The organism is Parvularcula marina (assembly GCF_003399445.1).
Lineage (GTDB): Bacteria > Pseudomonadota > Alphaproteobacteria > Caulobacterales > Parvularculaceae > Parvularcula > Parvularcula marina.
In genome coordinates this window covers 2,323,564-2,347,746 of the sequence record NZ_QUQO01000001.1, presented here as the reverse complement: position 1 = coordinate 2,347,746, position 24,183 = coordinate 2,323,564, and the positions used below count along the sequence as shown (strand labels likewise).

Below are 24,183 nucleotides of genomic sequence, written 5' to 3'. Positions count from 1 at the left end.
CAAAGCCCGTCAGATGGACAAAAAGAAACCGGCGCCCCGAGAGGCGCCGGTCCCAATGCCAGAAGATCTTGCGATCTTAGTAGCTGAAGGTGACTTCCGTACGACGGTTGAGCGGCTCGCGCACACCATCAGCAGTCGGTTTAGCCGGGTTCGATTCGCCCAGAGCTTCGACCGTGATGATCGACGAGTCGATGCCGTTGGAAACCAGAGCATCACGGACAACGCCAGCGCGGCGAGCCGAAAGGGCCTGGTTGTAAGCGGAAGAACCGGAGCTGTCCGTGTTACCTTCGACGTTAACGCCAGCAACATCAGCAGCAATCGCTTCATCAGCGCGTGCAGCAATCAGGGTGCGCGCAGCGTCAGTCAGGTTCGACTTGTCGTAGTCGAAGTAGACAACGAGCGGCTCCATGTTCGCCGTGACGTCAGTCGTCGTTTCGATTTGCGGCGGGCAGTCAGCAGTGACTTCCACGCGGCTGCCATCGAAGCAGGTTTTGTACTGAACAGCCGGCGGCGTATCGACGACAACCGGAGCGCCACCGAAGTTCCAACGGAAACCAGCAGTCACTTCGTGTGCGTCATACTCAGACGAGAAGTCAGCAAAAGCGCTGTTCATGTACCCGCCATAGTCGACTTCAGCCGTTTTGAGGTAACGGTAGCGAAGGTCGAGCATCATGTTGTCGGCGAAGTCATACGTCAGGCCAGCCATACCTTGGGCAGCCGGGACATAATCCCTGTCAGCAACAACGAGACGGTTCGAGAACTGCGGACCGCCAGCATCTGCAGCCGTCGGGCTGGTGATGTTGTTGAAGTCCGGACGGAAGTAAGCCGCACCGATACCTGCGCCGAGGTAAGGCGAAATCTTGCCGTTCATGTCGAACGCGAATTCTTTGTACGCGTTGACCATCAGGGTCGAAACCGTGATGTCGCCAAGATCAGAAGCCGTGGTCGGGAAGCCAGCGAAGCCGAGGCCGTCGCCGTCAATCGAGTCGACATTCTGGGTCCGCGTCGCGAATTCGAGTTCCGTACGCCAGCCATTGCTGAGGTACTTACCAAGCGCGCCGTAAACGGCGACGTTGTCACTGGCGTCGATCGTAGAATCGAAAGCCGGATTAGAGTTGGCGCTTTCGAAATCGACTTCGTTTTCGAAAACATAGCCAGCGCCGAGAGCGCCGTACCAACCTGTGTCTTCTTGCGCGATGGCGCTCGAGAACATTGCAGTTGAGCCCGCCGCAGCCAGCAGAGCGAGTTTAAATTTCATCATCCCCTCCTGAAGGTCCGATCGTTTGGTGCTGGTCAAGGATGGTAGCAATCTCGCGGCCAACACATGACACCCCGTTCACTTCATAGCGATCAAAGTGGCTGAAGGGAACCTTCCATTAAGCCTTTTTTCACGCCGTTTCGCCGCACATGCGGCTTGATCCAAAAACGCATCAATCCGCGATGCGATCCATAATCCAGCAGAAATTTGAGGCGAGCTTGTGTCAAACGCAAGCTATCTTGAGGGCATTCCTTCATGCTGCGGTGCCACAGACCGCTTTTTGCTCCCCCCTGTGCTCCGCCCGACACACCATCCGATAGGCTCCATATGGGTGGTGACAAGCGGGTGTTTTGCGCTTACCGGCCCCGCATCAGCCGGCGACATTCAGAAGACCGGATCACAACTCGCTCTCGGAGGCCCCATGCGCATTGGTGTACCTAAGGAAATCAAAACTCTCGAACATCGTGTGGGGCTCAACCCGGACAGTGTGCTGGAACTCACCCGACTGGGCCATGAGGTCGTCGTCGAGACCAATGCCGGGGTCGGAATCGACTTCACGGACGAGGACTATGTAACTGCGGGCGCCAAAATTGTTCCGACTGCTGCGGATGCTTTCGGGGCCGATCTGGTCATCAAGGTCAAGGAACCGCAACCGCAGGAATGCGAGATGCTGTCCGAGGGGCAGACGCTCTTCACCTATCTTCACCTCGCCGCGGACAAGCGCCAGGCCGAAGGCCTGATGAAATCCAAAGCCTGGGCCATCGCTTATGAAACGGTCACCGCCATCGACGGCGGCCTGCCGCTCCTCAAGCCGATGAGTGAAGTTGCGGGCCGGATGTCCGTCCAAGTCGGCGCACATTGCCTTGAGAAATCGCAAGGCGGCCGCGGCATGCTGCTTGGCGGCGTACCCGGCGTTGCCGCAGCGAAAGTCGTTATCATCGGCGGCGGGGTCTCGGGCTTCAACGCGGCACAGATGGCCGTCGGCATGCAGGCTGATGTCACGATCTTTGACCGTTCTATCAATCGCCTTGAGCAACTCGATGCACTGTTCAAAAATCAGGTCCAGACAGTCTATTCGACCGCTGGCGCGCTCGCCGATGCCGTACAGACCGCCGATCTCGTCATCGGCGCGGTTCTGATTCCCGGCGCCGCAGCGCCCAAACTGGTGACCCGCGATATGCTGGGCACAATGAAAAAAGGCGCGGTCTTGGTCGATATTGCGATCGATCAGGGCGGCTGTTTTGAGACCTCAAAACCGACAACGCACGACAATCCGACCTATATCGTCGACGACATCGTTCATTACTGTGTCGCCAACATGCCAGGCGCCGTGCCGCGCACCTCGACCGTGGCCCTCGCCAACCGCACCCTGCCTTATATCATCGAGCTGGCAGGGAAGGGTCCAAAGGCAGCACTGGCCAGCAATCCGCACCTTCTTGAAGGGCTGAATGTGGCCGAAGGGGACATCACTCATGAAGCGGTCGCTCGTGATCTGGGGCTGTCTTATCGTCCGGCATCAGATTTTGTCTGAGGACACACGCGTTAAGCGAAAATTTTAACGATACTGGTCTAGGCATCATCCTTGTGACGATGCCTAGTTCCAACGTTGCCCCAGCGGCGATCGACCCTGTCTCGGCAAGATTCAAGGATAAAGACCTTGAGCGTGCCTACAGGAAATTTGCGCTTGCGCAGGGCGGACGTCTCGATCAGCTGCTTATGATCTCCGGCGCCTTCATCCATCTGGGCTACGGGATCCTTGACTGGATCGTCCTCGGAGACCTTGCGCCCTTTACCGTCACATTGCGGCTCATCAGCTTTCCGTTCCTGCTGGCCCTATTCGCGCTGACATTCACGCCATGGGGCTATCGCAACATGATGTGGATCACTGTTGCCATCGTCGCCATCGTGTCTGTCTCCTTTGCCGGAATTATCGCGGCCATTGGATCGAACACACCGCCCTATTATGTCGGGCTAATTCAGCTCGCAGTTCAGTTTAGCGCCGTCGCGCGCCTCAATTTCAGGGTCTGTGCGGGCCTTCTGAGCTTCATGACTATTACCCTCGTCATCGCAACTCATGGCTTTGCACCTGGTCCCGATCTGCTCGCCGGTCAGGTCATGGTGGTCAGCATTTTCCTTGGCGCTGCCGCGGGGAACTATTTCCTTGAGCGCAATCGCCGCAAGGAATTCATGACCTATCGCGAGCGCGAGCATTACTTTGCGCAAGTCCTTGAGATGGCTGAGGATGCCGAACGTTCAGTCGACCGGAAGAACGCCCTGCTCAACGTGCTTGGCCATGTCGTCAAAACGCCGCTTCACCAGATTATCGGCTATGCCCAGATCATTGAGCAGACAGATCAGCCTGATGGACCGGGCGATGAAACCCGTAGCTTTGCGTCAGAGATCTACCGCGCCGGCACGAGCCTGAGCCATCAGAGCCAGCGTCTGCTGGATTACAGCCGTGCGGACGCAGGTCTGCTGCCGGCCTCCCCACAGATGACAACACCGACCCGTGTCGTCCGCGAAGCAATTTACCGCCACCAAACCCCAGCAGAAACCAAGCGCATTACGCTCAATCTGGAATGTGGCGAGGAGAACATCTTCGTCGATCCGCGGCATATGACGCGTGCGCTTGATGAGCTGATCGACAACGCCGTTCGTTATTGCCCGCCAGGTAGCACCATCACGATTTCTTCTGAGGTCACGAGCATTGGAGACATCATCTCGATTCGTGACGATGGGCCGGGGATCACGAATTCGAATTTCGATCTTGCTGGCGAAGCACTCCGGCAGGTTGAGGATGTCCGCAAGCTTGGCGGTGACAAGCTGGGTATCGGCGTATCACTCTCCAGAACACTGACGCGAATCGCCGGCGGCAAGCTCTATATCTGTTCGATCCCGGATCATGGATGCTTGGCGCAGATCGTGATTCCGCCCGCCACCGAAGGTGTCGCGGCAGCTCAGCCCAAAACTGCCGCTTAAGCAGGCTTTGTCAGCTTCAGCATGAAATAGGAGCCGCTTTCATCCGCGGTGATCTCCGGATTGCCCGGCAGGCCGTCGGCGATCTCTTCCATCTCTGCCATGTTGCGGAAGAACATGCTCCAATCGACAGCATATTCAGCCGACCAGTACATGCCGTTCGGTGCGTCATTGACGTTCCCGATGAGGACAGTCCCGCCCGGCCGGACAAGGTCATAGAGCTTCGACACCATCGACTTCGTCAGCTTGGTGTTGAGATAATCCGTCAGCCCCGCCGAATAGATGAAATCCTGTGGCGGCAGATGCCGGAAAGTACTCTTTGGCCGGAGCATCTCGGTGAAGGACGTGTTCATCCCCGACACCATGATCGAGGAAACACCGTGTTTCACTGAGGAATAGATATTGCCGATCGCGCATTCGAGCGCCCGCGTCTCCGGATCAACCAGCGTGATCGAGAAGCCGTTATCGATCTTGCCCGCCCGCTCGAAGAAGCGCTTGAACTCCCGCGCAGGGCCTGCGCCGACACTCATCACGTGATGGTGCCGGCGGTCGGATGTCGCAACCATGCGCTCAAGTTCTGCCGTCAGATAATGCATCCTCTTGGCAACCGGCCGACCGGCGATCAGGCCGAGCATATCGACAAGCCGGGTATAGGCGTTCTCGCCGCGCGGCACATTGTCGTAGAACGCATTCATAATCTCGAAGTCGCCCGGATAGCCAAGAGGCTTATAATAGCAGCGGTGCTGGAGTGCGCCCTTGCACATCTCCCCGGTCACGACATTCTCCGTATACCGCTTCATGCGGGTACGCATCTCTACGTCGTGCTTGAAAGGCAGGACCAGGCTGTTCGCCCGCTCAAGGAAGGGCAGCCACTGGTCGGCGACCGCTTCTTCCATCTGCTTGTCGAGTTCGTGACGCTCTTCGGCTGTCAGCTCTTGCTCAAAGGGTGAAATCTCTTCTTCGACCTGACGGCGCAAGGTCGCCATGATGTCGAGCGTATCGGCACAGAAGACCTTGTACTCGGTCGGAATATCCATTGGCGCGATCTTCGGCGCCCTGACCCTTGCCGCTGCGACAGCCGCGGCATTGGCATGGCCGAGCTTTTCAAGCGTGATGGCCCGGTCAAAACAGCGGCAATTGATGACCTGATCATCAATCGGTGTGGGTTTTAGAATTCTAGTCTCGAAGATCTCACGGCCCGACTGTGTAAAAACAGCCGTAAGCGGATCGTCATCCTCGTTGACAACCTCTGGTAGAGGACCCACAAGAGTGAAGCCGAGCGTGCCGATAGACCTCAATTCGTAGGTCACACCATTAATTGAGACGACGGGCACAGCCTTATTGAAGAAGTCTTCCGCGCTATGCATCGGGGGACCGAACTGGATTTTATCGCCCAGTGCGCCGGTCAGCTCAGTGTAGTGTTTTGTCATCATACGCTCCCGCGCCCTTCGCGCGTGATTAAACACCTTCACTCCCCGCTTCTTCCGTAGCTTAATAAAAGGTTAAAAGATACAGGCTTTTGGTTAAGAAACGCAGTTAAATCGTTAATCCTGTTAGGATTCGTTAACAGCACACACACCTGAAACACTGTATTTGACTGGTCTGGGGAGACCATCCTGCACCCTGACTGATCCCCCTCTCTTGCCGCCGCCGCCGTGAGCCCTTACCGGGGGCGAAAACCAGAAGCATTGGCCGGGCCCACCCCGAGCCCGCCGTCCGAAGGAGTTCACCGAACGTGTCCACCCCCTCTCTGATTGTCCGCCCTGCGCGGAAAGAGGACCTGCCCTCACTCTTGAAACTGGCCCAGAATGCCGGTCTCGGCATGACAACTGTTCCGAACACAGAAGAAGCTCTTCTCGAAAGGATTGAAGCTTCAGACAAGGCCTTTGCCGGATCAGGCCGCGCCGAAGCCCGGGATATCTTTTTCTTTGTCCTCGACAATGGGGACCACGCAGTCGGGATGGCATCGATCTTCCCCGACCTTGGTGCCGACCGGCCGTTCTATTCTTACCGCCGCAGCCATATTGCCGCGCAGGCTCCCGAAAGTGGGCTCAAGGCGTCATCCGACATCCTGTTCCTCGTCAATGATTTCCACGGCTATGAGGAGATCGGCACGCTACTCGTTGGGAAAGAAGCACGTGGTCAGGGCGCTGGACGCCTCCTCTCGCTCAGCCGGCTCATGTTCATGGGCACACGAAGGGATCGGTTCGGCGAAAATGTCATGGCCGAGATCCGTGGCTGGTTCAATGAAGACGGCACCTGCCCCTTCTGGGAGCATATCGCGGCAAAATTCTTCCATACGACATTTGACGAAGCCGACCGTCTGTCGGCGAATGATTTCCGCTTCATCTCGCATCTGATGCCGAAATTCCCGATCTATGTCTCGCTCCTGCCAGAAGACGGCCAGGAGGTGATCGGCAAGCCGCACAAGACCAGCGGACAAGCGCTGAAGATGCTGCTGACGGAGAATTTTGCCGTCTCCCGCTGCATCGACATTTTCGATGGTGGGCCCTCCATTCAGTGCCCAATTGACCGTGTACGTACCGTACAGGAACGCACAGATCGCCGCCTGACCGTCAGTGACAATGCCGACCATATCGCAGGCTCCGAGCCGTTCCTTGTCTCGACCCTGGATGGTCAGGACTATGCCTGCGCCATCGGCACCGGCCACCGGCAGGGGCAAACGGTTGTTCTTTCACCTGCCATTGCTGAACAGGGCGGTTTCAAACCGGGCGCGCTCGTGGCAGCAGCTCCCTTGCGGGCAAAGGAGTAAATCATGACGGCAAGCGGCAACCTCTTCATCGGCAATGAATGGCAACAGGGTGGTGGGCAGGAATTCACCTCGACCAATCCCGCCAATGGCGAGACGCTGTGGTCGGGCGCCTATGCGAGCCCCGAGCAGGTCAGCGCCGCCATTGAAGCCGCTGCACGCGCCTTTGAAGGTTGGCAGCGACTGTCCGTTGACGAACGATATGCCTATATCGAGCGCTATTCCGCCATTGCCGCCGAGCGCAAGGACGAGATGGCAAGGCTGATTTCCGCCGAGACCGGCAAGGCGTTGTGGGATGCCGCGACCGAGGCCGGCGCGATTGCGGGTAAGGCCGCCGTCTCGCTCAGCGCCTATCATGAACGCACGCCAACCCGCGATGATGGCGCGACCCGGCTGTCACACCGCGCCCATGGCGTGATGGCGGTGATCGGGCCGTTCAACTTCCCCGGCCATCTGCCGAACGGGCATATCATCCCGGCCCTGATCGCCGGGAACACGATCGTCCTCAAACCTTCCGAGATCACCCCCGCCGTTGCCGAACTGATGGTCAGCTGGTGGGAAGAAGCGGGCCTGCCCGCCGGGGTCGTCAACCTGATCCATGGCGGCGCGGCAGAAGCCAACCAGCTGATCACCGACCCCGTTACAGCGGGCATCGCCTTTACCGGCGGCATCCGGGCAGGCCGCGCGATCCATCAGGCGCTTGGCGGGCATCCTGAGAAAATCCTCGCGCTGGAACTGGGTGGAAACAACCCGCTCGTTGCATGGGACGTCGCCGATGCGGCGGGCGCCGCCACCATTATTGCGCGCTCGGCCTTCATCACCTCCGGCCAGCGCTGCACCTGCACCCGCCGTCTGATCGTCGAGGAAGGCGCGAAGGGGCAAGCCATTATTGACGCGGTCACGGACCTTATCCCAAGGCTGCGCGTCGGCCCGCCCGATGGCGAGCCCGAGCCCTTTATGGGGCCGCTGATCCATGATCGCGCGGCGCAAGCTGTCATCGATGCCCAGCACGATATGGTCTCCCACGGCGCAGAGGAGATCGTCCGCTCAGAGCACCTTAATCACGGACCCGCCTATGTCAGCCCCGGCCTGATCGACACGACCCACTGGACGGCCCGGAAAGATGAGGAAGTATTTGGCCCCCTCCTGCAGGTAATCCGTGTTCCCTCTTTTGAGGAAGCGGTCCGCACCGCCAATGACACCCGCTTTGGCCTTGCTGCGGGACTTCTCTCTGATGACGCTGCCTTGTGGGAGAGCTTTGCCAAGGACATCCGTGCCGGGATCGTCAACTGGAACCGCCAGACGACAGGCGCATCGGGCAAGGCGCCCTTTGGCGGCCCGGGACTTTCAGGCAACCACCGCCCGGCGGGCTATTATTCGGCTGATTACTGTGCCTGGCCGATGGCCAGCATGGTGCAGGAAGGTCCGCTCAAAGACGAGATGGAGACAAAGGGGCTGAACGCATGACGGCTTACGAGGTCAATTTCGACGGACTGGTCGGCCCGACCCATAATTATGGCGGGCTCTCGATGGGCAATGTCGCCTCGATGAGCCATGGCGGCGAAGCCTCGAACCCCAAGGCCGCCGCCTTGCAGGGCCTTCAGAAGATGCGGGCCCTGATGAAACTGGGCCTGAAGCAGGGTGTCCTGCCGCCGCATGAGCGTCCTTTCGTGCCGGCCTTGAGGAAGATGGGTTTTTTCACTGGGACGGATGCGGATGTCATCGCACAGGCCGCAAAAACCGACCTCGCCCTATTGCGCAACATGTCCTCTGCTGCCGCAATGTGGACCGCCAATGCGGCCACCGTTTCCCCGTCCGCGGACACTCCCGATAAGCGCGTTCATTTCACCCCGGCGAACCTGACGGCAATGGCGCACCGCTCTATCGAGCACCCGCTTACAGGCCGTGTCCTGAAGACATATTTCCCCGAAGAGACGGGCGCATTCGCGCATCATGACGCGGTACCCGTGATGGGCGCCATGGGCGATGAAGGCGCAGCCAACCATGGCCGGATGGCCGCGTCGCATGGAGAGCCGGGAGCGGAGCTTTTCGTCTATGGCCGGTCCGCCTTCGAGCGTCTTGGCGGCTGGAACTTCCTGCCCCGTCAGGCAGGCGAAGCGAGCGAAGCCATTGCCCGCCATCACGGCGTCGATGACAAGGCGGTCTATATCCGCCAGTCGCGCGAGGCGATTGAGGCCGGGGCCTTCCACAATGATGTCGTCAGCGTCGCGAATGCCAATGTCCTCCTCTATCACGAGAAAGCCTTCGAGAGCCCTGAATCTGATTTCGACCGTATACGGCGGCGCGGCGATGACCTCGGCTTTGAGCCGATCTTCGTTGAGGTGAGCGAGGCCGAAGTGCCTTTGAGCGATGCCATCCGCTCCTATCTCTTCAACTCCCAGCTGATTACCTTACCCGACGGCCGCATGGCGCTGATCCTGCCCGGCGAAGCGGAGACGACGACCTCCACACGGACATGGGTTGAGCAGGCCATTGCCGGGAACAGCCCCATCGCCGAGGCGCATTATTTCGACCTCAATCAGAGCATGAAGAATGGCGGCGGCCCCGCCTGCCTGCGCCTGCGCGTTGTGCTGACCGATGAGGAGCTTGGAAAGACGCACGCGCCTGCTCTGCTCGATGAGGCAAAAATCTCCGCCCTCGAATCATGGGTCGAGAAACACTATCGCGACCGGATGACGGCAGCGGATCTTGCGGACCCCGCTCTCCTGACCGAGGTGCGCACCGCGCTCGATGAGCTCAGCTCTCTTCTTGATCTGGGGCCGATCTACGATTTTCAAAGGTAGCTTCTTTCCGCTCACGTTCGAATTTCGAAATGGCCCAGATCGCACCGCCTGCCATCAAAGCGAAGAAGGCAGGAAACGCGACCCAACCTGGGACCCATTTATGCAGTGGGGTGAACGCATAAATGAGGAACCATGACAATCCCGGGCACCCACCCAAAGCCAGCAGATATCTCGCGCGCTGCCCCTGAGGGCTGTGCAGGATAGAATAGCGCCTTCTCCTCACGGGCACGGATTCGTATAGCGTTTATGGATGTCGGTGATGCGCTGCATCACTTCCGTGGTCAGTTCGACCTCCAGTGAGTTGAAGATCACATCAAGCTGTTCATCTCCGTTCGCGCCGAAAATGTTCGACGTCACGAAAGGACGTGTCGTGACGAACTGCATGGCAAGCGCTGCCGGATGCACCCCCATATCCCGCGCCACTTCGACGTAAGCCGCAATCGCGGCCTCCGCATTCGGGGTCTTGTACCGGTCAAGCCGCCCGAACATCTCGCCGCGTGACCCTTTGGGCTTCTGCCCGCCGAGATATTTCCCAGACAGCGATCCTTGAGCGATCGGCGAATAGGCGAGCAGCCCGACCTTCTCTTCCATCGCGACCTCGGCGAGCGCCTGCTCGAAGGTCCGGTTGACGAGGCTATAGGCGTTCTGGATCGACACGACACGTGGCAAACCTTCGCGTTCAGCGGCGCGGACAAACTCCATCACGCCCCAGGCGGTCTCGTTCGAAAGGCCGACATAGCGGATCTTCCCCTCACGGACGAGCTCCGCCATGCCGCCGAGCTGTTCGGCGATGGGCACCGCATCAGCATTATCCTGCGCGACAAAGCCATTTGGTTCAGAGCCGAACATCGCCACCCGCCGGTCAGGCCAGTGAATCTGATAAAGATCGATATAATCCGTCTGCAGCCGTTCAAGGCTATCCTCGACCGCCTCACGGATCTGCGCAGGGGTGACCCGTTTTTCCTTTGTCCCGCGAAGCCACTGATTGCCCGAACGGCCCGAAACTTTCGTTGCCAGCACGATCTTGTCACGGCAACCGCGCTCTTTCATCCATTTGCCGACGATGCGTTCAGAATCGCCTTGTGTCTCCGCCTTGGGCGGGATCGTGTAGATTTCAGCCGTGTCAAAAAAATCAATGCCGAAATCGAAACAGCGATCCATCTGACGGAATGCCGCCTCTTCGCCTATCTGGTCGCCAAACATCATGGTCCCAAGGCAAAGGCTAGAAACGCTAACCTCCGTATCCCCCAACGGGCGTCGGTCGAGTCCGGACATGGGCGGCTCCTTAAAGTCTGTTGAGGGGCAGAGATGGCACCTTGCCCGCTTTCGCCCAAGCCCCCATCTTCACATATAAGCCGATGTGGGAATCTCCGATGAAAAAGCGTGACCTTCTGGCCGGGACCGGCGCCATTGCGGCGGCCTTTGCGATCTTTACCGCTGCCGAGCCGCAGACTGCTGCCTCCGCCCCGGCGCTGGAGCGAGAGCAGGTGATTGTCGTCGATCCGGCAGGCACAAGCGTCGTCGCCGAGGAACAGGCCGGCACGCTGGAGGCCGCACCCGCCCACCTCAAATGGGGCATCGCCGCGGCCCTCGGCACGCTGATTGGCGGCGCCATCGCCGCCCTTGGCTTTAATCGCATCCTCAACTGGCTCGCCTCGAGCCGCAAAGCCGCCACAAAGGCTGTCAGCGCTGCCGCCAAGGCCCCTAGACGCGCCGCCCGCGCGACGGTCCGCAAAGTGGCGGAGGTCTTAGAGGCGCCGGGCCGGACGGCTGCAAAAATGTCCGTCCTGACGCTGGGCGCCTTATTTGCCTTTGCGCTGCTTGATGTCTCGTGGAAGGCCAGCGCCGTTGTCGGCGGCGGCGCCCTATTATGGAGCGCCCTTGGCTGGCGGAAGAAAAAGCAGGCTGAAGACAGGGCTGCGGCCTCCGCCTGAGCTTAACCGGCTATTAAGCAAGCTTGAGAAAACTTTGCCGAATGTCACATTCTGCCCAAATTCGCCCAATTTCGGTCTAATTTGTTAGATAGGTAACTGATCAAGGTTTTGACGCTCTCTCCTAAAAGCGCCCTAGCCCCAACCAGAGTAACTTGCACATTCCCATAAGCCCCTGCCGTCCCCCCGGCGGGGGTTTTTGACGAGAGGGCTCTTGGTTGTCAGTGCCCGTGACCCGTCCTAGATCGAGACCATGAGCGCTCCCCTTATTTCCCCGTCGATCCTGTCCGCCGATTTTGCCCAATTGGGTGAAGAGGTCAGACGAATTGATGCGGCAGGCGCCGATTTCATACATGTCGATGTGATGGACGGGCATTTCGTTCCCAATCTCACGATCGGGCCGGGTGTCGTCAAAGCGCTGCGTCCGCATACGAAAAAGCCGTTTGACGTTCATCTGATGATCGCCCCGGCGGATCCCTACATCGCCGCCTTTGCAGAGGCTGGCGCCGATTACCTGACCGTGCACCCAGAAGCTGGACCGCATCTGCACCGTACACTGCAGATGATCAGGGATAAGGGCGTTAAACCCGGCGTTGCCCTCAACCCAGCCACGCCGCTGGAAGCTGTCGAGCCGGTGCTCGACATGATCGATCTGATCCTTGTGATGAGCGTCAATCCGGGTTTTGGTGGACAGGCTTTCCTGCCTGTACAGCTGCCCCGTATCGAGCGGCTGCGGCAGATGATTGCGGCGAAGGGGCGTGATATCCTGATCGAGGTTGATGGCGGGGTCACCCCGGACAATGCCGCCTCGATCCTAAAAGCCGGCGCCGATGCGCTGGTCGCCGGGACGGCCGTTTTCCGTGGTGGTCCCGATGCGTATGCGGAGAACATCGCCGCACTGAAAGCGGCGGGGAGTCTGGCGGTTTAAGGTGAGTAAGCGCCCGCGTGAAAGTGGCCGTGCCCGTTTTTATCATGACGTTCAGCTGCGCGGTCCCATCCCGCAGCGACTGGTCTTCTACCCGGAAGTCTCGGCGGCCCCGTCCGAGGCGCTGATCGAGGCTGCGCGCGCTTGGACGGCCGAGGACGATATGTCTCCAGGCAGTCTCGCCGCAGCCGAATCCTTTCACCGCTTTGACTGGTTGCCGATCCTCGCAGGCGCTGGTGAAGATGGAGCGGAAGCCATCCGTAAGCTGACGGCCTTCTGGCTGGAACAGCATGGCCGGTTCTCGCCCGCCACGTGGCGGGCAACGCTTTGCGCACCGCGCGTGATCCGGATGCTGTGCCATATGGACCTTCTGACCAACGGCATGGACGGCCCGATGCGGGCGATGATCCTTGATTCCACAGCCCGACAGGCAAGGCATCTTTCGCGCTTCCTGCGGCGCGGCAAGGACAAGCAGCGCCTGCCCGTCGTGGTCGCGCGCACTTTGGCAAGTCTCTGCCTGCCCGAAGACAGGCAAATCGGCACAACAGACACGCCCCGACTGGGCCAGTACCTACGGCCGCTCGCCGAAGGCGAGCTGCCAGCCAGCTGGCGGCATGTGAATGTCGCCCTTCAGGAGACGGATGATCTCTTCATCCTGTCCGAAGCCTTTGACATCCGTCGCCTCAGCGCACCGCCCGAACTTGATGAAGCGCTGAAAGTTGCCCGGCTCTATATTGGCGGCTTTCTGACCGGGGAGGGCGGCATGGTGCAGATGCCCGGCAGATATGCGCCCGACAAGGCAGCCCTTCACCGCATAGGCCCCATGATCCGCCCAGAATCAGCAATCCTCCTTGAACGGATGGGTTATGCGAGCCTTCGTGACGGTGACACACTCTTCATGGCTGACCTCGGCAAGGATCAGGACCTGGCTGGCACGGGAGGTATCGCGCTGACCACCGGGCGCACGCCTCTGATCGTCAGTTGCGGCGCGCCTTCACCTGCGGCGATCGGGATTGTGGACCGTATGGCGGCCTGGGCTGATGCACTCAATACGCCTGCTGCTGCCTCGGGATTTGATATCCCCGCCCTCGCCCCGTCGAGCTTTTCGCGCCCCAGCGCTCAGGAAATGGGCCTCTCTTGGTCGAGCCGCCGCGGCACAATCCAACGGAAGTTTGAGCTTTCTGAAAGTGAGCATCAGCTAAGCGTGGAAGAGCAAATCCCCACCGAAAAACTCGACCTAAGGTTGCATATAGGCGCGGGTCAGGCCAAGCTCGATGAGCATGGAGGGGTCGATATTGCTCTAGATCAAGGAGCAGGTGCCAGACTTACAATAGATGGCGCAAAGACACAGATCGAAGAAAGTGTCAGTGCGTGGCCAGACGGGCGCATAGAAAAATTGTATCAAATCGTCATGTCCCCTTGTGGTCCCGCCGTCCGATGGCGGATAAAGTGGGGACAATAGATTGTGTTTCTGCCCGATGGTCATGAGATTGCCATAAGGCTATGTCAGTTGGGACATATTCGGGCCGTATATATAGAAAGATTGTGGCAGCATGGGGTTCAAAGCAGGCTTGCCAGGGTTCAGACGCCGTCGCACTGACCGTGTACGGGCCCGTCTTGCCCCGAGCGATTTGACAGCTCTCGAATTGGACAGCGCCCAACTGCTCGATCGCGCCCCGCGTCATATTGACCTGCGCCAGGCCGAACGCTTCATCACCGGCAAGCGCGTCATGATAACTGGTGCCGGTGGCACGATTGGGTCGGAGCTTTCGCGACAGGTCGCAAATTTTGCCCCCAGCGAGCTCACCCTCGTCGATAATTCGGAATTCAACCTTTACGAGATCGATCTCGAGATCCGGGGCCGTTACCCGGACCTGTCGATGCGCTCGGTTCTCGTCGATGTCTGCCGGGAAGCGCATCTGAAGCGGCTCTTTGAGAAATCTGCTCCCCATGTTGTCCTGCACGCAGCGGCCTTCAAACATGTGCCGATCGTCGAGAACAATCTGGCGCCAGCGGCCCTGACCAATATCCTGGGCGCAAAGAACGTCTTTGATACCGCTATCGAGTTTGGCGCCGAGGCCGTAACCTTCATCTCGACCGACAAGGCCGTGAACCCGACCAGCTTTATGGGCGCAACGAAACGTGTTGCTGAGCTTTATGCGCAGGCGCTTGACATCGCCCAGACTGGCACCCGCTTCACCACGGTTCGCTTTGGCAATGTCCTTGGCTCCACCGGTTCGGTCGCCCCGCTCTTCCAGCGCCAGATCGCGCAAGGCGGGCCCATCACTGTGACGCATAAGGACGTTCAGCGCTTTTTCATGACAACGCGGGAAGCTGTGCAGCTCGTTCTCGAAGCGGCATCCCTCTGCGATGAATCCAACCGGGTCATGACCCATGACGGGCGGATTTTCGTGCTCGATATGGGCGAGCCGGTGCGCATCGTGACCCTTGCCGAACGGATGATTTCTGCTGCCGGCCTGCGCCCGCATGAAGACATCGAAATCGTCTATACTGGCCTGCGGCCCGGCGAAAAGCTGTTCGAGGAAGTCTTCCACGATCTCGAGCGGCTCGTTCGCACCGGGGTCGAAGGCATCCTTCTCGCCTCACCGTCAATGATCGACCTGCCGCTGCTGGAGCCGCGGCTCGAAGAGATTATCGGCTATGCGGTTGATGGCGATGCGGATGCACTGGCCGGGGCCGTCAACCATCTGGTGCCGGAATTCCGGGTGACCCCGAATACCAAGGAACAGATCTCAACGCCTTCGGACCGCGCCCGCCACGCCGACTGACGACCTTCGGGGATGTCATTTCAGACGGGTTTTCAATCAGATCAGAGGCACTCCGTCATCGGACCAAGCTGGACCGAGGGACCGGTTTGCGCACCCGCCTCCTCGCAACCGATAGGCCACGTAAGTCAAGTGATGACAAAGCTGCGGCACCTGCTGCCAAAGCAGCGGAAAATGTCAGGAAGATGAGCCGCGCTGGTCACTTTCGGCAGTTCTTGGCGGAATGCTGATTTTACGCATTGCATCGCTTGCCCTTGTCATCGCAGAGGCCGATAAGCCCCGGCATTCCGCCGCAAAGCCTTATCCGGAGTGCCAAGCCCAGTGACTTCTTCCGACGCCAGACTGCCCCTGAAACGCGCCCTGATTTCCGTCAGTGACAAGGAGGGGCTGATCCCCTTTGCCACGCGCCTTAGCGAGGCCGGGGTTGAGCTTTTGTCGACCGGCGGCACAGCCAAAGCGCTGCGTGAAGCGGGCCTCGATGTGCGGGACGTCTCTGATGTCACCGGTTTCCCCGAAATCATGGACGGCCGCGTGAAGACGCTGCACCCCAAAGTGCATGGCGGCCTCCTCGCTGACCGCTCGAAATCCAGCCATATCGAAGCGATGGAAGAGAACGGGATCGAAGGCATCGACCTCTTGGTCGTCAATCTCTACCCCTTCGAAGCGACGCTCGCGCGTGGCGCGGACTATGACGAAATGGTCGAGAATATCGATATTGGCGGCCCGGCGATGATCCGCGCCGCCGCCAAGAACCACGCCCATGTCGCCATCGTGACGGATACGGAAGATTACACCGTCATCACCGATGCTTTGGCAGAGGGCGGCACCACATTCGACGACCGCAAGAAATTGGCGGCAACCGCCTATGCACGCACCGCGGCCTATGACGCGGCGATCTCCGGCTGGTTCCAGAAAGAACTGGGAGATCTTCTCCCCCGCCGCGTCGTGATTGCCGGTACCCGGCTTGATGAGCTGCGCTATGGCGAGAACCCGCACCAGCCGGCCGCGCTTTATAAGGGCACGGAGGATCGCCCCGGCATTACCGCGACGACCCAGCATCAGGGTAAGGCGCTGAGCTACAACAATATCAATGACGCCGATGCCGCGGTCGAACTCGTTTCAGAATTCTTCCCTCCGGCCGTTGCCATCATCAAGCACGCCAATCCTTGCGGTGTGGCAAGCGGTGACAACCTCCTCGAAGCCTACGAGCGCGCCCTTGCTTGCGATCCCGTCTCCGCCTTTGGCGGCATCGTCGCCGTCAACCGCCCGCTTGATGCAAAGACCGCCGAGGAGATCGTCAAGATCTTCACCGAGATTGTCATAGCGCCTGCCATCGAAGACGGCGTTGCCGAGATCTTTGCCAAGAAGAAAAACCTCCGCCTTCTGACGACATCAGAATTGCCCGACCCACGCATGGGTCATATGCGGGCCCGCCCTGTCGCAGGCGGGTTCCTCTATCAATTCATGGATAACGGACAGGTGTTCCCGGAAGACATGAAAGTTGTAACCAAACGCACGCCATCTGGCGAAGAAAAGGCCGATCTTCTCTTTGCCTTCAAGGTGGCCAAGCACGTGAAATCGAATGCGATTGTTTATGTGAAGGATGGCGCGACCGTCGGCATTGGTGCTGGCCAGATGAGCCGTCTTGATTCAACTCGTATCGCTGTACGCAAGTCACAGGACGCCGCCGAAGCCATGGGGCTTGAGACTCCGCTGGTCAGCGGCTCCGTTGTTGCCTCTGACGCCTTCTTTCCGTTCCCGGATGGCCTGATCTCCGCTGCCGAAGCCGGCGCGACAGCCGTCATCCAGCCGGGCGGATCGATCCGCGATGAGGAGGTGATCGCCGCCGCAGACGAGCGCGGCCTCGCCATGGTATTTACCGGAATGAGACATTTCCGGCACTAGAGCTTGAGAAAGGGCGCGAAAGAACGCCCCGGCGTTTGCCTCGCCGCTAAACCCCTGGAGGAATGGCATGAACCGACCTGTCCATAATCGCGAGCTGACCTTCCGTCAGAGTGTCGACATGATGTTCGACCGTGCCGTGACACATCTCGACATGTCCGACGGCCTGAAACACAAAATCAAGGTCTGCAACTCGGTCTACACTGTGCGTTTCGGCGTGAAGCTGCGCGGCACGATCCACACCTTCACCGGCTATCGCGCCGTTCACTCCGAGCATTACGAGCCGGTCAAGGGCGGTATCCGCTACGCGCTCTCCGTCGATCAGGACGAGGTCGAAGCACTCGCCGCACTGATGACCTATAAATGCGCGCTGGTGCAGGTGCCGTTTGGCGGCTCCAAAGGCGGTCTTGCGATCGATCCCAATGAATGGGATGTCGAAGAGCTTGAGCGCATCACCCGTCGCTTTACCTATGAGCTCGCAAAACGCGACCTCATCCACCCCTCGCAAAACGTGCCTGCCCCGGACATGGGCACAGGCGAACGCGAAATGGCCTGGATGGCGGACGCCTATAAACGTCTGCACCCGACCGATATTGACGCCCTTGCCTGCGTCACCGGCAAGCCGCCCCATGCTGGCGGGATCGCCGGCCGTGTCGAAGCGACCGGCCGTGGTTGTCAGTATGCGCTCCAAGCCTTCTTTGAACACCCCGAAGACGTGACCGCTGCCGGTCTTGAAGGCGGCATCGAAGGCAAGCGCATCATCGTTCAGGGCCTTGGTAATGTGGGCTATCACGCCGCCAAGTTCCTGTCTGAAGAAGACGGCGCGCTGATCACTGGCGTCATCGAACGCGACGGCGCGATCGTTGATGAAAAAGGCATCAACATCGAAGAGCTCAAGCACTTCATCACCAAGAATGGCGGCCTGAAGGGCTTCCCGCATGGGAAATATATCGAAAACGGTACGTCCGTATTCGAGCATGACTGTGACATCCTCGTTCCCGCCGCGATCGAAGGCTCGATCAATGGGGGCAATGCGGAATATGTAAAAGCCCGCGTCATCCTCGAGGCCGCAAACGGCCCGGTTACCGCAAATGCCGACACGATCCTGCGCGAGAAAGGCGTCGTCATCATCCCCGACATGTATGCGAACGCCGGCGGTGTGACGGTTTCCTATTTTGAATGGGTCAAGAACCTGAGCCACATCCGCTTTGGCCGGATGCAGCGCCGTCAGGAAGAAAAACGCGCCATGGAACTGATCCGTGAGCTCGAACGCGCAACCGGTCAGCCGCTGGCGCCGGACTTCATCGAGCGCTTCTCTCATGGCTCGGACGAAATCGACCTTGTCCGCTCAGGCCTCGATGACACGATGCGCAATTCCTATAACCGCATGCGGGCCTTCAAGCTCGACAACAATATCGAAGACCTGCGGACCGCCGCTTACTGCGTGTCACTGACTGACATTGCGAAGAGCTACGAAAGCGCCGGGCTCTGATCGAATGAAGAGAGGGGGCTCAGGCCCCCTCTTTTTCTATCTGGGCCTCTGGATGGCTGGCCCAGTCAATCCATGAGCCATCATAGAGCGTGCCCATCGGCCAGCCCGCTTCAGCAAGCCCCAGCAACACAACGCAGGCCGATATCCCCGATCCACAAGACGCAATGATCGGTTTAGCTGGATCAAGCCCCTTATCCCGAAAGAGCATGTCGAGCTGATCTGGCATCAGAAAGCGGCCGTCTGCGCCTGTCAGGGAGCTGAAGGGTAGATTGAAGGCCCCCGGCATACTGCCCGAAGATAGGCCCGGACGCGGTTCAGGATCGCGGCCCTTGAATCGCCCAGCAGGCCGTGCATCAACGACATCCGCCATCCGTCCCGTCAACGCATGACGAACAATTTCGCGGTCCACGACAGGCCAGGAGAGTTTCTCCGGCAACGGATAGTCCGCCGGCTCATAAGCCGGAACCTCAGAAGTCACATCCCCACCGACCCGGCGCCAAGCCGAAAGCCCGCCATCAAGCACATGCACATTCTCATGGCCGAGCGCCTTGAGGAGATACCAGACGCGCGGGGCGCTAAAGAACCCTGCCTCATCATAGATGACGACACATGCGTCAGGCGTGATACCCACAGCCCCCAGCCAGTTGGCCAGCTTTTTTGGTGAAGGCGCGAGATGCGGATGGTTATCAGAAGGCGTTGCCACTTCATCAATATCGAAAAACACCGCACCCGGAATGTGAAGCCGGTCATATTCCGTCCGCCCCACCCGCTCATCATTCGGCAGGAACCAGCGCGCATCAACAAAGCGGGGCTTCAGGGAACCCGCTTCTTCGGGCGAGACGATATGGGCGAGGGTCATTTACGCCTTGAAGGCCTCTCCGCTTTCATCAAGCTCAAATCGGTACATCGTCCGGCAGAAATCGCAAGAAACTTCGATTGCACCGTCCTCAACCATTTCCTTGATGACGCTTGAATCATACTGGGCCAAGACCCGCGCAATCTTATCCTTACTGCAGGTACAGGCAAAATATGCCGGGACCGGATCAAAGACTCGCACGCCATCTTCGTGGAACAGACGATAGAGGAGCTGTTCAGGCGACACTGTCGGATCGAGCAATTCATCGGCCTGCGTGGTTTCAAGAAGTGTCGCAGCCCGGTTCCAGGCATCTTCGTCTACTTCGGCCAGAAGCGCCGCTTCGCCGCGTTCGCGTTCACCGCCTTCGCCAGGGACAAATTGCGCCATGATGCCGCCAGCACGCCAGCTCGTCCGGCCATCAGCATCTTGAATTCGCCCTACGGCGAGTTTCACGGCGGTCGGGATCTGCTCTGACTGGGCGAAATAATTGACGGTGGCGGTGGCAAGGTCCGGCCCATCAAGCGGGGTCACGCCCTGATACCGCTCCATGTCCGAGCCCTGATCAATTGTCATCACAAGGTGGCCTTTGCGAAGGAGGTAATGAAGCTCTGGCCCTTGCGCCTTGGCGGCAGTCTCCTCTGCGCCTTCTCTGACCATGGCGGTCGCCCGGAGCGCGCCGCCCTTGGTATAATCGGCAACCAGCGTCGAGACCGGCCCGTCGCCTTGCGCCTGGAAAATCAGCTTGCCATCGAATTTGAGTGCCGAGCCGAGCATGGCAACAAGCGCTGCCGCCTCCCCGACCAGTGCCGAGACGGGGTCCGCGAAATCGTGACGCGACAGGATCTCATCAACAGCCTTGCCCAGCCGGACCACCCGTCCGCGCACGGCCGCCTCGCCCACCTTGAATGGCAGGATAAGATCGTCACTTCTTCCTTCGCCCCCGCCGCCGGGCGCTGCATCATCAAACATGTGTCTTACGCTTTCAGTTTATAGCCGCTGCGGAACAGCCGGTAGGTAATGAAAATCAGCCCCACCGTCAGCACGAGCGAGATCAGCGCGCCGCGCATCACCGGTGCGTCACTGACCCCGATAAACCCATATCGGAAGCCATCGATGAGATAAAAGAGGGGGTTGAAGGCCGATACGCCGGGCACCCAATCAGGCAGCCCCTCCTTGTTCACCGAGTAAAACGTGCCCGACAGGAAGGTCAGCGGCGTAATGACGAAGTTCGAGATCAGCGCGAGCTGGTCGAATTTCTCCGCCCACATCCCGGCAATTGCCCCGACCGCGCCGAGGATCAGCGAAGCGGCAATAGAGAAGTACAGGATCGCCGCGAGAGACTGGATCTGGAAGGGGCTGTGCGTGAAGGCCATGAAACCGGCAATCGTCAGCGCCGTGACGAGCCCGACAAGAAGCCCGCGCGTTGCTGCACCTGCGACAAAGGCAACTGTCAGCTCCGCCGCCGACAAAGGCGGCATCAGCACATCGACGACGGTCCCTTGCACCTTGGCAATGATCAGTGAGGAGGAGGAATTCTGGAACGCATTGGACAGGATCGCCATCATGATCAGCCCGGGCGGCAGGAACGCAGCATACGCCACAACCTGCCCCGCCATGACCGGATTGCGGTCACTTCCCGAGAAAGCGACGAGAAAAACGGTCAGATACAGCAGTGTCGTGATGATCGGCGCGAAGACGGTCTGGAAAGCCACCTTCATGAAGCGCCGGACTTCCTTGCGATAGAGCGTCCAGAGGCCGATCCAGTTGACCCGTCCGAAGGGCCGTACGCCGAGGGTGTCGGGGCCGGCCGCTGATTTGGTTAATGCTTCACTCATATTTTCTCCTTGCCCTCGCCAGGCAAATCACCGCAACCGGTTAGCTGTCCCTTAGAGACCCCTGCAATGCCTTGCCACAGGGCATTTTCACGCCAAAAATGTGGATAAATTTCTCTCACAAGATGTGGATAGGGGATAACTACAGCCCTCTTCATATTGTGTTAACCTCCTCAGGAGTGCACTATATCTTGGGGACGAGATAGATGTCCTCAATATATAGTGTCCGGTATTTTCCGGAACAGAGCGGACCTTAGGAGGCTTCAATGGCGTGGACCGAGGAACGGGTTGATCAACTCAAACAGCTCTGGGGCGAAGGACTTTCAGCTAGTCAGATTGCAAATAAGATGGGCGGCGTCACGCGCAATGCGGTGATCGGTAAAGTTCACCGGCTGGGTCTAGCCGGACGGGCCACACCGGCGGCACCGAAACCCAAAACCGTTCAGCGATATGACGAGCCTGAACTCAAGACCCCTATTACTGGACTTGAAAATCTCTATCCGGGCATTGACCGCCCGACCGTCTCTTCAATTGACGGCAATCAGTGCAAATGGCCGATCGGCGATCCGACCTCGGAAGAATTCCACTTCTGCGGCCAGCCGTCGAACCACGGCAAGCCATACTGTGCTTATCATAGCCAAGTGGCGTTCCAGCCGAATACAGGCCGCCGGGAACCGAAACGGATTGCCCCGACTGCCCTGCCGAAAATCAAGGTTGCAGGCTAAGCCTTACTCCTTTGGCGCGGTGAACGGATCATTGGGGATTGAGATCCCCTCATTGAGCAGATCACCGCGCAGGACAATGGCATCGACCAGATATGGATCGAGTGCCAATGCGTCGGACACGTCCCTTGACGCCTCCACATATCTTTCCAGCTCAAATTTTGCGCGCCCCCGCAGGGCGAATGCATCTGATGACAGATCCGCAAAGCGAGCCAGTGCATCAAGGGTGAGGATCACACCCTCCCATTCCTCCGCAGTCGCATAAATCACTGCCGCAGACATGTGGACTTCCGGTGTGTCAGGCGCCTTTTCATAGGCGCCGCGCAATGCACGAAACGCGGCTTCCTTCCTGCCTCCCGACATGAGCGCCTCGGCTGCCTGCAGGTACAATCGTGCGGACACCCCCGGATCGAAAACCTCTTCCTCTGCCAGACGTGCAAGGATGGCACCGGCGCTGGCGGGCTTATCAAGGGCAATCAGCGCGATGGCCGTGCAGTGACGCGCCTGCGCGCCGCCGCCCTCGCCCTGCCAGGCTTCGGCGTAATCAAGCCCGCCTTCGGGATCGAGCTCGATGATCGAGGTACAGGACTCATAGTTCCTTGGCCCCACGGGCGTCAGAACGGACAGGACAGCAGAGACGAGAAGCGAGATTGTCATGCCGCCCTTTAGCATGGTGTCCGTCGATGACGCATTACGGTCACGAATACTAATCTCGCAGTAACCGTCTTCCTTTTCGGCTCCTTCATTCTTTCGTGGATAGAACGCGACTTGGTGGCACTTTAGGGTCTGACATGCCTGGTCTTTTTCTCGTCCTGGCACTCATGGGCAGTGGTGGATTCAGTACGGATATGGGCGGGGCGGTGACGCCATGCGCCGATATCGCGCGCCTTGAGCGTATCGCCATTCATTCACATGAAGCTCGCAATGCTTATGGTGAGCGTCACTTCCGTCTTGAGATGGGAGATATCGAAGAGCTCACCTCTGGCCTCAGCGCAGATTCACTGGTTCCCGGAACAAGCAGCTCTTTCTTGAAGCATCGCGACAGGCTGGCAGATTACATTGCCGGGAACAGGGAAGCGGTCCGCCTTTATAAGGCCGGCGACAAGCAAGCCGCCATCCGTATGCTGCAGAAATCAAATACGCGCAGCGCCTGGCGCGCGCGGAGTGTTCTCACTGATTTCTGGGGGTGCCGTCAGGAAACCGGAGAAACGCAATACCAGGAATGGCGCGATAAACGCCGTCAGACCACACTGGAAGCTGACAAGCAGCCGCGCATTAAAAAGCGGCCTCGGTCGATCCCGGCATGGAAAGTCACCCTGCTGAAAGCCCGCGCCATGGCGAATGATGCCAAGGAAGGGATGATGAGCCAGGTTTCCAAAGCCTTGCCGGAAGAGATGCGCAGTGAAGGCAAGGAATGGATTATTCTGAGTACCGCTGGCCTGATGCTCATCGGGATGTTCTTTTGCTGGAGGATCTTTAAGGCCGGCGAGCGCAGCAATCGCCAGCCCTGCCGCATCTCTGCACGCCTGATCGCCAAGGGTGGGAATTACGACGTCAAGATCGTCGATCTTGGGCGCGGCGGTGCCAAGTTGATGGGCGGGCCGCAGCTCGATCCGAAAACGCCGATGCAGCTGAAAATTGGCAAGCGTGTCCTGAAAGGCAAATCCGCATGGGCCAACCGGCAGTATTCCGGCATCGCCTTTCAGAGAAAGCTGCGGCCAGAGATTCTCTCGGCCATTCTGAAGCAGGATCAGAGCACCGGCAGCGACCTGATGACGGGCAAAAAATCTGGTTCACAGGCGCTCGCGACCTAGACCGCCGATCACAAAAGAGGCCGCTTTACCTAAAATTTTAGCTATTTCTTCTGCCTTCATTGAGAGTCTGGGCGGTAAAATGACCGCCATTTGATCGAGATGAAGGTTATATGGG

At 59.0% G+C, this 24,183-nt stretch carries 20 protein-coding genes; 13 read left to right on the top strand and 7 right to left on the bottom strand.

Going from position 1 to position 24,183, the window contains the following annotated elements; all coding sequences use genetic code 11:
* Positions 1-76 precede the first annotated feature (76 nt).
* Complete coding sequence (locus DX908_RS11330; protein WP_158548709.1) at positions 77-1,258, bottom strand: OmpA family protein; 1,182 nt, start codon at positions 1,256-1,258, stop codon at positions 77-79.
* Between the two features lie 421 nt (positions 1,259-1,679).
* Between DX908_RS11330 and ald the strand changes: the two genes are divergently transcribed.
* On the top strand, positions 1,680-2,789 hold the full coding sequence (gene ald / locus DX908_RS11325) for an alanine dehydrogenase (RefSeq protein ID WP_116392440.1): 1,110 nt from the start codon (positions 1,680-1,682) through the stop codon (positions 2,787-2,789).
* A gap of 59 nt (positions 2,790-2,848) precedes the next feature.
* Positions 2,849-4,237 carry a sensor histidine kinase gene (locus DX908_RS11320; RefSeq protein ID WP_116392439.1) on the top strand — a complete coding sequence of 463 codons (1,389 nt, stop codon included), beginning with the start codon at positions 2,849-2,851 and terminating at the stop codon, positions 4,235-4,237.
* Here DX908_RS11320 and DX908_RS11315 read toward each other — a convergent pair.
* Positions 4,234-5,664 (bottom strand): hypothetical protein, encoded by a 1,431-nt coding sequence (locus DX908_RS11315; RefSeq protein ID WP_147303782.1) that lies wholly within the window; start codon positions 5,662-5,664, stop codon positions 4,234-4,236. The genes DX908_RS11320 and DX908_RS11315 overlap by 4 nt on opposite strands.
* Before the next feature lie 305 nt (positions 5,665-5,969).
* Here DX908_RS11315 and DX908_RS11310 point away from each other — a divergent pair, with 305 nt between their 5' ends.
* From DX908_RS11310 to astB, 3 genes are read left to right on the top strand one after another with little or no spacing between them, the layout of a single operon-like run.
* On the top strand, positions 5,970-7,007 hold the full coding sequence (locus DX908_RS11310) for an arginine N-succinyltransferase (protein ID WP_158548707.1): 1,038 nt from the start codon (positions 5,970-5,972) through the stop codon (positions 7,005-7,007).
* A 3-nt stretch (positions 7,008-7,010) separates the two neighbouring features.
* Positions 7,011-8,471, top strand: a complete 1,461-nt coding sequence (gene astD, locus DX908_RS11305) for a succinylglutamate-semialdehyde dehydrogenase (protein ID WP_116392436.1) — start codon at positions 7,011-7,013, stop codon at positions 8,469-8,471.
* Positions 8,468-9,808, top strand: coding sequence for an N-succinylarginine dihydrolase (gene astB / locus DX908_RS11300; protein WP_116392435.1), 1,341 nt, complete (start codon positions 8,468-8,470; stop codon positions 9,806-9,808). The genes astD and astB overlap by 4 nt, the downstream gene beginning before the upstream one ends.
* A gap of 219 nt (positions 9,809-10,027) precedes the next feature.
* On the opposite strand, the gene DX908_RS11295 is transcribed toward astB, so the two are convergent.
* A complete protein-coding gene (locus DX908_RS11295; RefSeq protein ID WP_116392434.1) occupies positions 10,028-11,083 on the bottom strand; it encodes an aldo/keto reductase in 1,056 nt (351 codons plus the stop codon).
* Between the two features lie 98 nt (positions 11,084-11,181).
* Between DX908_RS11295 and DX908_RS11290 the strand changes: the two genes are divergently transcribed.
* The 6 genes from DX908_RS11290 to DX908_RS11265 all read left to right on the top strand — a co-directional run bounded on the left by DX908_RS11290 (position 11,182) and on the right by DX908_RS11265 (position 18,844).
* Positions 11,182-11,742 carry a hypothetical protein gene (locus DX908_RS11290; RefSeq protein WP_116392433.1) on the top strand — a complete coding sequence of 187 codons (561 nt, stop codon included), beginning with the start codon at positions 11,182-11,184 and terminating at the stop codon, positions 11,740-11,742.
* Positions 11,743-11,992: 250 nt separating this feature from the next.
* Positions 11,993-12,667, top strand: a complete 675-nt coding sequence (gene rpe / locus DX908_RS11285; RefSeq protein ID WP_116392432.1) for a ribulose-phosphate 3-epimerase — start codon at positions 11,993-11,995, stop codon at positions 12,665-12,667.
* A gap of 1 nt (position 12,668) precedes the next feature.
* A complete protein-coding gene (locus tag DX908_RS11280) occupies positions 12,669-14,126 on the top strand; it encodes a hypothetical protein (protein ID WP_116392431.1) in 1,458 nt (485 codons plus the stop codon).
* A 184-nt stretch (positions 14,127-14,310) separates the two neighbouring features.
* Complete coding sequence (locus DX908_RS11275; RefSeq protein WP_199564691.1) at positions 14,311-15,453, top strand: UDP-N-acetylglucosamine 4,6-dehydratase family protein; 1,143 nt, start codon at positions 14,311-14,313, stop codon at positions 15,451-15,453.
* A gap of 318 nt (positions 15,454-15,771) precedes the next feature.
* A complete protein-coding gene (purH, locus tag DX908_RS11270) occupies positions 15,772-17,355 on the top strand; it encodes a bifunctional phosphoribosylaminoimidazolecarboxamide formyltransferase/IMP cyclohydrolase (protein WP_116392429.1) in 1,584 nt (527 codons plus the stop codon).
* A 67-nt stretch (positions 17,356-17,422) separates the two neighbouring features.
* Entirely contained in the window at positions 17,423-18,844 is a 1,422-nt protein-coding gene (locus tag DX908_RS11265) for a Glu/Leu/Phe/Val family dehydrogenase (protein WP_116392428.1), read from the top strand.
* Between the two features lie 19 nt (positions 18,845-18,863).
* Here DX908_RS11265 and DX908_RS11260 read toward each other — a convergent pair whose 3' ends face one another.
* The 3 genes from DX908_RS11260 to DX908_RS11250 are packed head-to-tail and all read right to left on the bottom strand — an operon-like array spanning position 18,864 to position 21,535.
* Positions 18,864-19,703, bottom strand: a complete 840-nt coding sequence (locus tag DX908_RS11260; RefSeq protein ID WP_116392427.1) for a sulfurtransferase — start codon at positions 19,701-19,703, stop codon at positions 18,864-18,866.
* Positions 19,704-20,669 (bottom strand): Hsp33 family molecular chaperone, encoded by a 966-nt coding sequence (locus DX908_RS11255; RefSeq protein WP_116392426.1) that lies wholly within the window; start codon positions 20,667-20,669, stop codon positions 19,704-19,706.
* Between the two features lie 5 nt (positions 20,670-20,674).
* Positions 20,675-21,535, bottom strand: a complete 861-nt coding sequence (locus tag DX908_RS11250; protein ID WP_116392425.1) for an ABC transporter permease — start codon at positions 21,533-21,535, stop codon at positions 20,675-20,677.
* Between the two features lie 263 nt (positions 21,536-21,798).
* Here DX908_RS11250 and DX908_RS11245 point away from each other — a divergent pair, with 263 nt between their 5' ends.
* Positions 21,799-22,257 carry a GcrA family cell cycle regulator gene (locus DX908_RS11245; RefSeq protein WP_116392424.1) on the top strand — a complete coding sequence of 153 codons (459 nt, stop codon included), beginning with the start codon at positions 21,799-21,801 and terminating at the stop codon, positions 22,255-22,257.
* Positions 22,258-22,260: 3 nt separating this feature from the next.
* Here the strand turns inward: DX908_RS11245 and DX908_RS11240 are convergent, their stop codons facing one another.
* Positions 22,261-22,911 (bottom strand): tetratricopeptide repeat protein, encoded by a 651-nt coding sequence (locus tag DX908_RS11240; protein ID WP_116392423.1) that lies wholly within the window; start codon positions 22,909-22,911, stop codon positions 22,261-22,263.
* A gap of 134 nt (positions 22,912-23,045) precedes the next feature.
* On the opposite strand from DX908_RS11240, the gene DX908_RS11235 reads away from it, so the two are divergent.
* Positions 23,046-24,068, top strand: coding sequence for a PilZ domain-containing protein (locus tag DX908_RS11235; RefSeq protein WP_116392422.1), 1,023 nt, complete (start codon positions 23,046-23,048; stop codon positions 24,066-24,068).
* The last annotated feature ends 115 nt before the right edge of the window (positions 24,069-24,183 follow it).